We start from the raw sequence: 14017 nt of genomic DNA, 5'->3' as shown, positions 1-14017 counted from the left end.
GGCTCGCAGCCTAGGCGCGGCCCTCGCTCCCGCGGAGCTTCTGCAGGGCCTCGTCGAGCAGCTGCGTCGCCTCCTCGGGCGTGCGACGCTCCTTCACGTAGGCGAGGTGCGTCTTGTAGGGCTCGTTCTTCGCGACCTGCGGCGGGTTCGCCTTGTCGCGGCCCGCGGGCAGGCCGGTCGAGGGCGAGTCGATGACCTCGGGGATGTCCTCTTCGGGGAGGTCGGCCGCGAAGTAGCGGACGGTCTCGTTGCCCATCGCGTCCCAGTACGAGATCGCCACGCGCTCGGCGTGGAAGCCCCGGTCCTGCTCGCCCATGGGGCCCGCGCCGACGCGCGAGCCGCGGATCGCGCTGCCTCCGGAGGCCATCAGATGCTCGCGAACTTCGTGATGAGCCCGAGCACGACGATCGACGCCAGCCAGGCGAGGCTGATGACGACCGTGAGCGTGTTCAGGTTGCGCTCCGCGACGCCCGAGGCGCCGAGCGACGACGTGACGCCGCCGCCGAACATGTCGCTCAGGCCGCCGCCGCGACCCTTGTGCAGCAGGATGAACAGCGTCAGCAGCACCGACGTGATGCCGAGGATCACCTGCATGATGATCTGGAGAATCTCCACGAGCCCTCTTTCCGATTCCGCGGCCGAGCCGCGTCAAGTGCAACGGGCAGTCTACCGCAGGCCTTCCCGTGGGGCGGGAGGGCCTTCGGCCTGCCGTGGACCGGTCGCCCGATCAGGTGCCGACGTGGCTCCGGAAGCGCGCGATCGCCGCGAACTCCGCAGCGTCGAGGCTCGCGCCGCCGACGAGCGCGCCGTCGACGTCGGGCTCGCGCATGAAGCCGGCGATGTTGCCCGACTTCACCGAGCCGCCGTAGAGGATGCGCGTCGCCGCTGCCGCCTCGTCGCCGCGGACCTCCGCGATCGTCGCGCGGAGCGCCTGGCACACCTGCTGGGCCTGGTCGGCGGTGGCCGCCTGGCCGGAGCCGATCGCCCACACGGGCTCGTAGGCGACGACGATCTCGCCGGACTCCGGCAGCTCGGCCAGCACGTCGCGCAGCTGCTGCACGGGCACCGCGGAGGCGCCGTGGGTCTCGAGGTCCTCGGCGGTCTCGCCCACGCAGATCACGGGCACGACGCCGGCGCGGAGGGCCGCAGCGGCCTTCCGCCCCACGATCGGATCGGTCTCGCCGTGGTCCTGGCGGCGCTCCGAGTGGCCGACGATCACGTACGAGCACTCGAGCTTCGCGAGCATCGAGGCCGCGACCTCGCCCGTGTGCGCGCCCGACTCGTGCTGCGAGACGTCCTGCGCGCCGAAGCGCAGCTCGAACCGCTCGGCGGAGATGAGCGTCTGCACGCTGCGCAGGTCGGTGAACGGCGGGAACACCGCCACCTCCGTCGCCGCGTGGTCGTGCTTGGCGTCCTGCAGCGTCCAGGCGAGCTTCTGCACGAGCGCGATGGCCTGCAGGTGGTCCTGGTTGAGCTTCCAGTTGCCGGCGATGAGGGGGATGCGGGTCACCATCCGAGAACCTCCAGTCCAGGGAGGCGGGCGCCCTCGAGGAACTCGAGGCTCGCACCGCCGCCGGTCGAGATGTGGCCGAACTGCGCGTCCTCGAAGCCGAGGCGGCGCACCGCGGCGGCCGAGTCGCCGCCGCCGACGACCGCGAGGCCGTCGACCTCGGTGAGCGCCTCGGCGACCGCCTTCGTGCCGTGCGCGAAGGCGGGCAGCTCGAACACGCCCATGGGGCCGTTCCAGAAGACCGTCCTCGCGCCGCGGATCGCCTCGGCGAAGGCCGCGGCGGAGTCGGGGCCGATGTCGAGCCCGAGGCCGGCGGCGCCGAAGCGGGAGTCGCCGATCGCGTCGGCCGCGACCGTCTCGTGCGCGGCGTCCGCGCCGAACGACTCCGCGACGACGACGTCGGTCGGGAGCAGCAGCCGCACGCCGAGGTCCTCGGCCTGCTTCATGTAGCCGAGCACCCGCTCGACCTGGTCCTCCTCGAGCAGGCTCGAGGCCACGTCGTGGCCGAGCGCCTTGAGGAAGGTGAAGAGCATGCCGCCGCCGACGACGAGCGTGTCGACGCGGGGCAGCAGGTGCTCGATGACGCCGAGCTTGTCGGAGACCTTCGAGCCGCCCAGCACGACCGCGTAGGGGCGCTCGGGCGACTCGGTGAGGCGCGAGAGCACCTCGAGCTCCTTGGCCACGAGCAGGCCCGCGGCGCTGGGCAGCGCCTGGGCGACCTCGAAGACCGAGGCCTGCTTGCGGTGGACGACGCCGAAGCCGTCCGAGACGAAGGCGTCGGCGCCCGCGGCGAGCTCGGCGGCGAAGGCCGCGCGCTCGGCGGCGTCCTTGCTGGTCTCCCGGGGGTCGAAGCGCAGGTTCTCGAGCAGCGCGAGCTGCCCGTCCTGCAGGGCGATCCGCACGCGCTGCGCGTCCTCGCCGACCGTGTCGGTCGCGAAGGCGACCTCCTGGCCGAGCAGCTCGCCGAGGCGTGCCGCGACAGGAGCGAGCGAGTAGCGCGCCTCGGGCTCGCCCTTGGGGCGGCCGAGGTGCGACATCGCCACCACCTTCGCGCCCTGCTCGAGCAGGGTGCGGAGGGTGGGCAGCGAGGCCACGATGCGGCCCTCGTCGGCGATGCGGCCGTCCTCGAGCGGGACGTTGAGGTCGCACCGGATGAGGACCGTGCGCCCGGCGAGGTCGCCGAGGCTGTCGAGCGTGCGGATCGCCATGCGGGTCAGAGCTTCGCGCCGACGAACTCGGTGATGTCGACGAGGCGGTTCGAGTAGCCCCACTCGTTGTCGTACCACGACGAGACCTTCACCTGGTTGCCGATGACGGCGGTGAGGCCCGAGTCGAAGATCGACGAGTGCGGGTTGCCCACGATGTCGCTCGAGACGAGCGGCTCGTCCGAGTACTGCAGGTAGCCCTTGAGGGCGCCGTCGGCGGCCTCGCGGTACGCGGCGTTGATCTCGTCGACCGTGAGGCCGTCGCGGGTCACGAGCGTCAGGTCGACGATCGAGCCCGTGGGGACGGGCACGCGGTACGACGAGCCGTCGAGCAGGCCGTTGAGCTCGGGCAGCACGAGGCCGATGGCCTTGGCAGCGCCGGTCGAGGTCGGGACGATGTTGATCGCCGCGCCGCGCGCGCGGCGCAGGTCCTTGTGCGGGCCGTCCTGGAGGTTCTGGTCGGCCGTGTAGGCGTGGGCCGTCATCATGAAGCCGCGCTCGATGCCGAACGACTCGTGGAACACCTTCGCGAGCGGCGCGAGGCAGTTCGTGGTGCACGACGCGTTCGAGATGACGTGGTCGTTCTCGGGGTCGTAGGAGGCCTCGTTGATGCCCATGACGAAGGTCGGGGCGGCACCGGTGGCCGGCGCGGAGAGGATGACCTTCTTGGCGCCCGCGGCGAGGTGCGCCGAGGCGTCGTCGACCTTCGTGAAGCGGCCGGTCGACTCGATGACGAGCTCGCCCCACGTCGACGTCGAGCTCGCCCCAGGGCAGCTTCGACGGGTCCTTCTCGGCGTAGCCGCGGAACTCGAGCTCGCCGACGCGGATCGAGCCCTCGTCGGACGAGACCTCCTGCGCGAGGGGGCCGGAGACCGAGTCGTACTTGAGGAGGTGGGCGAGGGTGGCGTTGTCGGTGAGATCGTTCACCGCGACGACGTCGATGTCAGCGCCCTGGGCAAGCGCTGCACGCACGAAGTTGCGGCCGATCCGGCCGAAGCCGTTGATGGCGACCTTGAGAGTCATGGGGTGGGTTCCTGACTGTCGGGGGTGGAAGGAGCCCCGGGCCGATGCCCGGGGCTCCGGGTCACTGGGTGACGTTGGGGGTCAGCGGACGATGAGGCCCGAGGTCTGGGCCTTCGCCGCGTCGAAGCGGGCCTGCGCGTCCTGCCAGTTCGCGATCTGCCAGAAGGCCTGCACGTAGTCCGCCTTGACGTTGAGGTAGTCGAGGTAGAACGCGTGCTCCCACATGTCGAGCATGAGGATCGGGTGGGCGCCGACCGGCACGTTGCCCTGCTGGTCGAAGAGCTGGAAGACGTTGAGGCGCTCGGCCACGGAGTCCCACGCGAGCACCGACCAGCCGGAGCCCTGGATGCCCGTGGCGTTGGCGGTGAAGTGCGCCTGGAACTTCGCGAAGCCGCCGAAGAACTCGACGATCGCCGCCTGCAGTTCGCCCTCGGGCTCGCCGCCGCCGTCGCCGGAGAGGTTGTTCCAGAAGACGGTGTGGTTCGTGTGGCCGCCGAGGTTGAACGCGAGGTCCTTCTCGAGCTTGTTGATCGCGCCGAAGTCGTCGGCGTCGCGCGCTGCCTGGAGCTTCTCGAGCGCCGTGTTCGCGCCGTCGACGTACGCCTTGTGGTGCTTGTCGTGGTGCAGCTCCATGATCTTCGCGGAGATGTGGGGCTCGAGCGCCGCGTAGTCGTAGGGCAGGTCGGGAAGGGTGTACACGGTCATGTCCGGTTCTCCTCACTCGCGCGCGATCTCGCGCGCATCACGGTCGTCTCGATCCTATCCGCGCGAGGATGCGCGGGATCGGAGCGGCCTGGACGTCCGCAGACGACCAGGTGCTCAGGCGTCGAGGTCCTCGGGCACGGCGTCCTCCGTGCTCGGGATGCCCTGGTCCTGCGCGGCGCGGTCGGCCATCGCGAGGAGGCGGCGGATGCGACCCGCGACGGCGTCCTTCGTCATCGTGGGGCTCGCGAGGTGGCCCAGCTCGTCGAGGCTCGCGTCGCGGTGCTCGAGCCGCAGGCGGCCGGCGTACGCGAGGTGCTCGGGCACCTCCGGGCCGAGGATCTCGAGCGCGCGCTCGATGCGCGCGCACGCGGCGACCGCCGCCTGGGCGCTCCTGCGCAGGTTCGCGTCGTCGAAGTTCACGAGGCGGTTGGCGGTGGCGCGCACCTCGCGGCGCTGGCGCAGCTCCGCCCACGCCTGGACCGTCTCGTGCGCGCCCATCGTCGTGAGCATGCGCGAGATCGGCTCGCCCTCGCGGATCACGACGCGGTGGGCGCCGCGCACCTCGCGGGACTTCGCCGGGATGCCGAGGCGCCCGGCGGCGCCGACGAGCGCCATCGCGGCCTCGTTGCCCGGGCAGGCCACCTCGAGCGCGGCCGAGCGGCCGGGGTCGCTGAGCGTGCCCTGCGCGAGGAAGGCGCCGCGCCAGATGCCCGCGAGGTCCTCGAGCGAGCCCGTCGTGACCTTGTTCGGCAGGCCGCGCACGGGGCGGCGACGTGCGTCCATGAGGCCCGTCTGGCGCGCGAGGGTCTCGCCCTCGGCGATGACGCGCACGAGGTACGCGCCGCTCGTCCGGTTCGACGACGACGAGATCCGCGCGATCTCCGGCCGGATGCCGTACAGCTCCAGGATGCTCTTCGCGAGCCGGCGCGCGACCGATGCGCTGCCCAGCTCGCTCTCGACCGCGACGCGGCTCGAGATCACGTGCAGCCCACCTGCGAAGCGCAGGAGGGTCGCGACCTCCGCCGCCTTCGTCTGGGGTCGCGTCACGCGCACGCGCGCGAGCTCCTCCTTGACGTCGTCGGTCAATGCCACACCCGCTCCTCTCGTCATTCGCGCCCCAGGTCTCGATGCTTGACGGACACCCGGACGCCAGGGGTGCCCTCGAGGCTCGCCGCGATGCGCTGGCTCATCGCGACGGACCGGTGCTTGCCACCGGTGCAGCCCACGCCGAGCACGGCGTGCAGCTTGTTCTCGCGGAGGTAGCCGGCCAACACCGGTCGCAGGGCCTCCACGTAGCGGTCGGCGAACTCCGTCGCGCCCTCCTGGGAGAGCACGTACTGCGCCACCTCCGGCTCGGTGCCGTCGTGGCCCCGCAGCTCGGGGATCCAGAACGGGTTCGGCAGGAAGCGCATGTCGGCGATGAGGTCGGCATCGACCGGGGTGCCGTACTTGAAGCCGAAGCTCATGATCGTGAGGGTCACCTCGAGCTGCCCGCCGGGGGCGAACCGCTCCCCCACGCGCGTCGTCAGCTGGTGGGGGTTGAGCCCCGAGGTGTCGATGGTCTCGTCGGCGAGGCCGCGGATCGACTGGAGGCGCGTGCGCTCGAGCCGGATGCCGTCGAGGATCGTGCCGTCGCCCTGCAGCGGGTGCGGCCGCCGGACCTGCTCGTAGCGGCGCACGAGCTCGGCGTCGCTCGCCTCGAGGAAGAGGATGCGCACGCTGTGCTCGCTGCGGAGCATCTCGATGAACTGCTTGGCGTCGTCGAAGAGCGTGCCGCCGCGCACGTCGACGACGATCGCGAGGCGCGGCTGGCTGGCTGCGCCGGCCGCGGCGGTGCGCACGAGCGCCTGCAGCATCGTCGGCGGCAGGTTGTCGACGACGAACCAGCCGAGGTCCTCGAGCGCGTTCGCGACGGTCGAGCGACCCGCACCGGACATGCCGGTGATGATGACGATCTCTCTCGCGTGCACGTTCCGCTTCCCTGTCGCTCTCGCTGCCCTCACTCCACTGTATCCGCGCCGAGGGCCCTCGCGACGGCCTCGGCGAGCGCCGGGCCCATGCCCGCGACCTCCTGCAGCTGCTCCGGCGTCGCCGCGCGCACCCGCTTCGCCGAGCCGAAGTGCTTGAGCAGCGCGCGCACCCGCGTGGGCCCGAGGCCGGGGATGCCGCTCAGCTCGGTCTCGATCGCGCTCGAGCGCTTCTGCCGCTGGTACGAGATGGCGACGCGATGCGCCTCGTCGCGGAGCCGCTGCACGAGGTAGAGGGCCTCGGAGGTGCGGGGCAGGATCACCGGGTAGTCGTCGTCGGGCAGCCACAGCTCCTCGAGCCGCTTCGCGATGCCCGCGAGCGCGACGCCGCGCACCCCCGCCTCGTCGAGGGCGCGCCGGGCCGCCTGGACCTGCGGCCGACCGCCGTCGACGAGCAGCAGCTGGGGCGTGTACGCGAACCGGCTGCCGGTCTCCTCCGGGTCGCCGTCGACGATGTAGCGCGCACGCCGGGCGATGACCTGCCGGATCGAGTCGGTGTCGTCGGTCGTCTCGGCGATCGCGAACCTCCGGTACTGGTCCTTCCGCGGCAGGCCGTCCTCGAAGACCACCATCGAGGCCACGACGCCCGTGCCGCCCAGGTGCGAGACGTCGAAGCACTCGATGCGCAGGGGCGCCTCGGCCATGCCGAGGGCCTCCTGCAGGTCGGCGAGCGCCTGCGAGCGCGTCACGTAGTCGCTCGTGCGCTTCGTGCGCGCGACCTGCAGCGCGTGCGCGGCGTTGACCGTGGCGGAGTCGGCGAGCCGCCGCTTCTCGCCGCGCTGCGGCACGCGGATGCTCACGGCGCCACCGAGGCCGTGGTCCTCGCGGCGGCCCGTGAGCCACGTGGCGACCTCGTCGGGCAGGTCGGGCTCCTTCGGCACGAGCACCTCGCGCGCGGGCGGATCGCCGCCGTCGTAGGCGATGCGCAGCATCTGCGTCGCGAGCTCGCCGTCGGTCATGTCGATCTCGGTGTCGACCACCCACGACTTCGTGCCGCGGATGCGGCCGCCGCGCACGGCGAACAGGTGCACCGCGGCGCTCAGCTCGTCGGCGACGACGCCGAAGACGTCGGCGTCCACGCGGTCGGAGAGCACGACGCTCGTGCGCTCCAGCACGGCGTCGAGGGCCTGCAGCTGGTCGCGCAGCCGCGCGGCCCGCTCGAACTCGAGGCGCGCGCTCGCGCGCTGCATCTCCTCGCGCATGTGGTCGACGACCGCCTGGTCGCCGCCGTTCATGAACCCTACGAGCTCGCGAGCGAGGTCGCGGTGCTCGTCGTGCGAGACGCGGCCGACGCAGGGCGCGGCGCACTTGCCGATGTCGCCGAGCAGGCACGGCCTCCCCGAGCGCTCGGCGCGGTCGTACGTGCTCTGGCTGCAGGAGCGCACCGGGAACGCCTTCAGCAGCAGGTCGAGCGTCTCGCGGATCGCCCAGACCTTCGTGTACGGCCCGAAGTACCGCGCGCCTCGGATCGCCCGGTTGCGGGTGATCATCGCCCGCGGCACGTCGTCGCCCATCGTGACGGCGAGGTACGGGTACGACTTGTCGTCCCGGAACTGCACGTTGAAGGGGGGCTCGTACTCCTTGATCCAGGTGAACTCGAGCTGCAGCGCCTCGTACTCGCTCGCGACGATCGTCCACTCGACGCGCACCGCCGTGAGCACCATGCGGCGCGTGCGCTCGTGGAGCGCCTCGAGCGGCTGGAAGTAGTTCGAGAGCCGCTGCCGCAGGTTCTTCGCCTTGCCGACGTACAGCACGCGCTCGTGCTCGTCGCGGAAGCGGTACACGCCGGGCGCCGTCGGGATCGTCCCGGGCGCCGGCTTGTACGGGACGGTGCGGGAGGGTCTGGCCGAGCTCATGCTGCGCCGCTCGTCGTTGCCCTCACGCGACCGGCGCGCCGAGGATCTCGCGCAGGAACCCGCCCGTGAAGCTCACCTCGACGTCGGCGACCTGCTCGGGCGTGCCGGTGGCGACGATCGTGCCGCCGCCGGAGCCGCCCTCGGGGCCGAGGTCGATGATCCAGTCGGCCGACTTGATGACGTCGAGCGAGTGCTCGATCGTCAGCACGGTGTTGCCCTTCTCGACGAGCCCGTCGAGCACCTCGAGGAGCTTCCGGACGTCGTCGAAGTGGAGGCCCGTGGTCGGCTCGTCGAGCACGTAGATCGCCCGCCCCGAGGTGCGGCGCTGGAGCTCGGTCGCGAGCTTCACGCGCTGCGCCTCGCCGCCCGAGAGCGTCGTGGCCGACTGCCCGAGGCGCACGTAGCCGAGGCCGACGTCCACGAGCGTGCGGAGGTAGCGGTGGATCGACGAGATCGGCTCGAAGAAGTCGGCCGCCTCCTCGATGGGCATCTCGAGCACGTCGGCGATCGACTTGCCCTTGTAGTGCACCGAGAGGGTGTCGCGGTTGTAGCGCTTGCCGTGGCAGACCTCGCACTCGACGTAGACGTCGGGCAGGAAGTTCATCTCGATCTTCAGCGTGCCGTCGCCCTGGCAGGCCTCGCAGCGACCGCCCTTGACGTTGAACGAGAAGCGGCCCGCGAGGTAGCCGCGCGCCTTGGCCTCGGCCGTCTCGGCGAAGAGGTTGCGGATCTTGTCGAAGACGCCCGTGTAGGTGGCCGGGTTCGAGCGCGGCGTGCGCCCGATGGGTCCCTGGTCGACGTGGATGACCTTGTCGAGGTGCTCGAGGCCCGTGACGCGCGTGTGCTTCGCGGGCACCTGGCGGGCGCCGTTGAGCGCGTTGGCGAGCACCTTGTGGAGGATGTCGTTCACGAGCGTCGACTTGCCCGAGCCCGAGACGCCCGTGACGGCGACGAAGACGCCCAGCGGCACGTCGACCGAGACGTCCTTGAGGTTGTTGGCGCGCGCGCCCTCGATGCGCAGCATGCGCTCCGGGTCGACCTCGCGACGGCTCGTGGGCGTCGGGATGCGCTCGCGGCCCGCGAGGTAGGCGCCCGTGAGCGAGGCCTCGTTCTCGACGAGCTCCTCGTAGGTGCCCGAGTGCACGACCTCGCCGCCGTGCTCGCCCGCGCCCGGGCCGATGTCGACGATCCAGTCGGCGGTGCGGATGGTGTCCTCGTCGTGCTCGACGACGATGAGGGTGTTGCCGAGGTCGCGCAGCGCCTCGAGCGTGCCGATGAGCTTGCGGTTGTCGCGCTGGTGCAGGCCGATCGAGGGCTCGTCGAGCACGTAGAGGACGCCCGTGAGCCCGGCGCCGATCTGCGTGGCGAGGCGGATGCGCTGCGCCTCGCCGCCGGAGAGCGTGCCGGCGCTCCGCGAGAGCGAGAGGTAGCCGAGGCCGACGCGGATGAGGAAGTCGAGGCGCGCGCGGATCTCGCGCAGCACCGCTGCCGCGATCTCGGCCTCGCGCGGCGTGAGCTCGAGCTCGTGCACGAACGCGTGCGCGTCGACGAGGCTCATCTCGGCGACGGCCGAGATCGAGCGCTCGTGGACGGTCACCGCGAGCACCTCGGGCTTCAGGCGCGCACCGCCGCACTCGGGGCACGGCACCTCGCGCAGGTACTCGCCGTGCTTCTGCCGCGACCAGTCGGAGTCGGCCTCCGCGTGCTTGCGCTGGATGTAGGGCATGACGCCCTCGTAGCCGGAGGCGTAGCGCAGCTGGCGGCCGTAGCGGTTGCGCCACTGCACCATGACGTTGCCGTCGGTGCCGTGGAGGATGACCTTGCGCACGTCGTCGTCGAGCTCGCCCCAGGGCGTGTCGAGCGAGAAGTCCATCTCCTTGGCGAGGCCGCCGAGCAGCCGCTCGAAGTAGGTGTAGAGCCCCTTGCCGGTCTGCGTCCACGGCAGCACGGCGCCCTCGCGGAGCGAGAGCGCCTCGTCGGCGATCACGAGGTCGGGGTCGGCGGCCATCCGCGTGCCGATGCCGGAGCACTCGGGGCATGCGCCGAAGGGCGCGTTGAACGAGAAGGTGCGCGGCTCGATCTCGGTGAGCGAGACGGGGTGACGGTTGGGGCACGCGAGCTTCTCGCTGTAGGTGCGCGTGCGCGCGGCCGTGCCGGCCTCCTCGTCGACGAAGTCGATCGTCACGAGGCCGTCGGCGAGCCGGAGCGCCGTCTCGAGCGAGTCGGTGAGGCGCGAGAGCATGCCGGGCTCGGCGACGAGGCGGTCGACCACGACCGAGATGTCGTGCTTGTTCTGCTTCTTGAGCGCGGGCGCCTCGGCGAGCTGCACGACCTCGCCGTCGATGACGGCGCGCGAGTAGCCCGTGGCCACGAGGTTGCGCAGCAGGTCGACGAACTCGCCCTTCTTCTGCTGCACGACGGGCGCGAGGATCTGGAAGCGCGTGCGCTCCGGGAGCTCCATGAGGTCGTCGGCGATCTGCTGCACCGTCTGGCGCTGGATGCGCTCGCCGCAGACCGCGCAGTGCGGGATGCCGATGCGCGCCCAGAGCAGGCGCATGTAGTCGAAGACCTCGGTGATGGTGCCGACCGTCGAGCGCGGGTTGCGGTTCGTCGACTTCTGGTCGATGGAGACCGCGGGGCTCAGGCCCTCGATGAAGTCGACGTCGGGACGGTCGACCTGGCCCAGGAACTGGCGTGCGTAGGCCGAGAGCGACTCGACGTAGCGGCGCTGGCCCTCGGCGAAGATCGTGTCGAACGCGAGCGAGGACTTGCCCGAGCCGGAGAGGCCCGTGAACACGACGAGGGCGTCGCGCGGGATGCGGAGGTCGACGTCCTTGAGGTTGTGCTCGCGCGCGCCGCGGACGTGCAGCTCGGCGGTGTTCGTGGTCCTGCTCGTGGTCCTGGATGTCACCGAAGAAGCCTACGACCGGCCGCTGACACGCACCCCCGCGCTTCGCCCAGGGCGCACTCCGGCAGCCTCAGGCGATGCGCGCGATGGCCTCGCCGACCGCCGCCGCCGCGCCCTCCTCGAGCACGTGCGACAGCGTGCCCGCGCGATGCGCGAGCGCCTTCGTCTCCATCTTCATGGCGTCGAGCACCGCGACCTCCTGGCCCTCGGCGACGCTCGCGCCGTCGGCGACGAGCCAGCGCACGAGCGTGCCCGGCACGGGCGCCTCGACCGCGGCGTCGTCGCGCGCTGCCGCAGGCGCCGCCGCTCCCCGCCCGCGCCGGCGGCCGCCGCGAGCAGCGCATCCGGCAGGCCGAGCACGACGCGGCGGCCGTCGATCTCGATCGCGAGCCTGCGCATCGCCTCGGCGGGGCTCGGCGCGGGCCGCAGCTGCGGCTCGAGCCGCGGCATGAGCTCCGCCTCGATCCACTGGGTGGAGACGGCGAAGCCGTCGGTCGAGAAGGCGGGCTCGTCGAGCACGGCGAGCGCGAAGGGCGCGACCGTGGCGATGCCCTCGACCTCGAGCTCGCCGATCGCGCGCCGCAGGCGCACGAGCGCCGCGTCGCGGTCGGGCGCGTGCACGATGAGCTTCGCGGCGAGCGAGTCGAAGGCCGCCTCGACGCGGTCGCCCGCCTGCACCCCGGCGTCCCAGCGGACACCCGGGCCGCCGGGCGCGCGGAGCGCCGTGACGCGGCCGGGGCTCGGCAGGAAGCCGCGGCCCGGATCCTCGGCGTTCACGCGCAGCTCGATCGCGTGGCCGACGGGCTCGGGGGTGGCGTCGAAGGAGATGCCTCGGCCCTCGGCGATGCGCAGCTGCTCGCGCACGAGGTCGACCCCCGTCACCATCTCGGTCACCGGGTGCTCGACCTGCAGGCGCGTGTTGACCTCGAGGAACGCGATCGTGCCGTCGCTCGCGAGCAGGAACTCGACGGTGCCGGCGCCGCGGTACTCGACGGCCGCGCAGATGTCGCGCGCGGCGGCGTGGATGCGCTCGCGCTGCTCGGGGCTCAGGCCGGGTGCGGGTGCCTCCTCCAACAGCTTCTGGCTGCGGCGCTGCAGCGAGCAGTCGCGGTCGCCGACCACGACGACGCGGCCGGCGCCGTCGCCGAGCACCTGCGCCTCGACGTGGCGCGGGTGCTCGAGGTACCGCTCCACGAAGCACTCGCCGCGGCCGAAGGCGCCGACGGCCTCGCGCGAGGCCGCCTCGAAGGCATCCGGCACCTCCTCGAGCGTGCGGGCGATGCGCATCCCGCGCCCGCCGCCGCCGAAGGCCGCCTTCACGACGATCGGGAGACCGTGCTCCTCGGCGAACGCGACCGCCTCGTGCGCGCCCTCGAGCGGTCGGTCGATGCCTGGCGCGAGCGGCGCGCCCGCCTCGATGGCGATGCGGCGCGCCGAGACCTTGTCGCCGAGGGCCTCGATCGACTCCGGGCTCGGGCCGATCCAGGTGAGGCCGGCCTCCTCGACCGCGCGCGCGAACGCGGCGCTCTCGGAGAGGAAGCCGTAGCCGGGGTGCACGGCGTCGGCGCCCGAGGTGCGGGCGGCGGCGAGCAGCGAGGGGATGTCGAGGTAGGTCTCGGCCGCGGTCGAGCCGCCGAGCGCGACGGCCTCGTCGGCGGCGCGCACGTGCATCGCGTCGACGTCCTGGTCGGCGTAGACGGCGACCGAGCGGATGCCCGCCTCGGCGCACGCCCGCGCGACGCGCACGGCGATCTCGCCCCGGTTGGCGATGAGGACGGTCTCGATGCGGGTCATGCGGGGGCTCCGTGGTCGGATCGGGCGTGGTCGGGTCGGGCGTGGTCGGCATCGGCGGACGCGGCGTCGGCGATCGCGAAGCGGACCCGGGCGCCGGGCGGCAGCTGCCCGGCGAGGTCGAGGTCGGCGTCGACGACGGCGCCGATGATGGGGTAGCCGCCCGTGAGCGGGTGGTCGGGCAGGAAGAGCACGGGCTGGCCGTCGGGCGGCACCTGGATGGCGCCCGTCACGGCACCCTCGCTCGGCAGCTCGCCCTCCTGGGCGCGCTCGAGCGGCGCGCCCTCGAGGCGCACGCCGACGCGGTCGGAGCGCGGCGTCACCGTCCAGGCCCGCCCGGTGAGCGTGCCGATCGCGGCGGGCGCGAACCACTCGGTGCGCGGGCCGAGCACGACGCGGAGCACGGCGTCCTCCCCGGCGCGGGCAGCGGCCGGCCGGGCCCGGGGTGCGGCTCGACGGCGCGGCTCGCCGCGGCCGGACCGCGGAGCGGCACCGCGTCGCCCGCACCGAGCGCCTCGGGGCCGAGCCCCGCGAGGGTGTCGGTCGCGAGGCTCCCGAGCACGGGCTCGAGCGCGATGCCGCCGCGGATCGCCAGCACGGCGCGCAGGCCCGACCGCACGGCGCCGATGCGGAGCTCGTCGCCATCGTCGAGGGCGACGGGTGCGCCGTGCGGCACGGGCGCGGAGCCCGCGCGGCCCTCGACCGTCGCCTCGGCGGCGCCGCCCGTGAGGGCGACGACGGCGGGGCCGCGCGCGCGGAGCACCGCGCCGCCGCCCGCGAGCTCGAGCCCGGCCTCGCCGGGCTCGTTCCCGACGGCGCGGTTGGCGGCGCGGAGCGCCGCGCGGTCGGCGACGCCCGACTGGCTCACCCCCGTCGCGGCCATGCCCGGGCGGCCGAGGTCCTGCACGAGCAGCTGGAGCCCGGGGCGGACGACCTCGAGCGCGTGCGCGGCGTCGACGGCCGCGCGATCCGCGGCCGCGAGGCTCGACGAG

The 14017-nt window shown here is 72.9% G+C and carries 11 protein-coding genes and 2 pseudogenes; all 13 read right to left on the bottom strand.

Features of this window, described 5'->3' with window-relative positions; genetic code table 11:
- Positions 1-10 precede the first annotated feature (10 nt).
- Complete coding sequence (locus OVA14_RS11405) at positions 11-367, bottom strand: RNA polymerase-binding protein RbpA (protein WP_267503963.1); 357 nt, start codon at positions 365-367, stop codon at positions 11-13.
- A complete protein-coding gene (secG, locus tag OVA14_RS11400) occupies positions 367-615 on the bottom strand; it encodes a preprotein translocase subunit SecG (RefSeq protein WP_267503962.1) in 249 nt (82 codons plus the stop codon). Before secG ends, OVA14_RS11405 begins: the two co-directional genes overlap by 1 nt.
- 112 nt (positions 616-727) lie before the next feature.
- A complete protein-coding gene (gene tpiA / locus OVA14_RS11395) occupies positions 728-1513 on the bottom strand; it encodes a triose-phosphate isomerase (RefSeq protein WP_267503961.1) in 786 nt (261 codons plus the stop codon).
- Positions 1507-2718: a phosphoglycerate kinase gene (locus OVA14_RS11390; RefSeq protein WP_267503960.1), complete on the bottom strand. Its 1212-nt coding sequence runs from the start codon at positions 2716-2718 to the stop codon at positions 1507-1509. Before OVA14_RS11390 ends, tpiA begins: the two co-directional genes overlap by 7 nt.
- Before the next feature lie 5 nt (positions 2719-2723).
- Positions 2724-3738 (bottom strand): annotated as a pseudogene (gap, locus tag OVA14_RS11385) (type I glyceraldehyde-3-phosphate dehydrogenase).
- Positions 3739-3819: 81 nt separating this feature from the next.
- Entirely contained in the window at positions 3820-4443 is a 624-nt protein-coding gene (locus OVA14_RS11380; RefSeq protein WP_267503959.1) for a superoxide dismutase, read from the bottom strand.
- Between the two features lie 114 nt (positions 4444-4557).
- Positions 4558-5535, bottom strand: a complete 978-nt coding sequence (whiA, locus tag OVA14_RS11375) for a DNA-binding protein WhiA (protein WP_267503958.1) — start codon at positions 5533-5535, stop codon at positions 4558-4560.
- A 14-nt stretch (positions 5536-5549) separates the two neighbouring features.
- Positions 5550-6413, bottom strand: coding sequence for an RNase adapter RapZ (rapZ, locus tag OVA14_RS11370; protein ID WP_267503957.1), 864 nt, complete (start codon positions 6411-6413; stop codon positions 5550-5552).
- 29 nt (positions 6414-6442) lie between these two features.
- Positions 6443-8326 (bottom strand): excinuclease ABC subunit UvrC, encoded by a 1884-nt coding sequence (gene uvrC, locus OVA14_RS11365; RefSeq protein WP_267503956.1) that lies wholly within the window; start codon positions 8324-8326, stop codon positions 6443-6445.
- 22 nt (positions 8327-8348) lie between these two features.
- Positions 8349-11237 carry an excinuclease ABC subunit UvrA gene (uvrA, locus tag OVA14_RS11360; RefSeq protein WP_267503955.1) on the bottom strand — a complete coding sequence of 963 codons (2889 nt, stop codon included), beginning with the start codon at positions 11235-11237 and terminating at the stop codon, positions 8349-8351.
- 67 nt (positions 11238-11304) lie between these two features.
- A pseudogene (locus tag OVA14_RS11355) lies at positions 11305-13028 on the bottom strand (acetyl/propionyl/methylcrotonyl-CoA carboxylase subunit alpha).
- Entirely contained in the window at positions 13025-13429 is a 405-nt protein-coding gene (locus OVA14_RS11350) for a biotin-dependent carboxyltransferase family protein (protein WP_267505582.1), read from the bottom strand. The pseudogene OVA14_RS11355 and the gene OVA14_RS11350 overlap by 4 nt, the downstream one beginning before the upstream one ends.
- Complete coding sequence (locus tag OVA14_RS11345; RefSeq protein ID WP_267505581.1) at positions 13345-13908, bottom strand: hypothetical protein; 564 nt, start codon at positions 13906-13908, stop codon at positions 13345-13347. The genes OVA14_RS11350 and OVA14_RS11345 overlap by 85 nt, the downstream gene beginning before the upstream one ends.
- Positions 13909-14017 lie beyond the last annotated feature (109 nt).

The sequence above is a fragment of the Agrococcus sp. SL85 genome (assembly GCF_026625845.1).
In the GTDB taxonomy this organism is placed as follows: Bacteria; Actinomycetota; Actinomycetes; order Actinomycetales; family Microbacteriaceae; genus Agrococcus.
The sequence above is the reverse complement of the archived record's forward strand: the minus strand, read 5'-3'. Positions and strand labels throughout refer to the sequence as shown.

Coding starts and splice junctions, on each gene's coding strand:
- OVA14_RS11405 (WP_267503963.1), bottom strand. CDS start 367: ATGGCCTCCGGAGGCAGCGCGATCCGCGGCTCGCGCGTCGGCGCGGGC.
- tpiA (WP_267503961.1), bottom strand. CDS start 1,513: ATGGTGACCCGCATCCCCCTCATCGCCGGCAACTGGAAGCTCAACCAG.
- OVA14_RS11390 (WP_267503960.1), bottom strand. CDS start 2,718: ATGGCGATCCGCACGCTCGACAGCCTCGGCGACCTCGCCGGGCGCACG.
- OVA14_RS11380 (WP_267503959.1), bottom strand. CDS start 4,443: ATGACCGTGTACACCCTTCCCGACCTGCCCTACGACTACGCGGCGCTC.
- uvrC (WP_267503956.1), bottom strand. CDS start 8,326: ATGAGCTCGGCCAGACCCTCCCGCACCGTCCCGTACAAGCCGGCGCCC.
- OVA14_RS11345 (WP_267505581.1), bottom strand. CDS start 13,908: ATGGCCGCGACGGGGGTGAGCCAGTCGGGCGTCGCCGACCGCGCGGCG.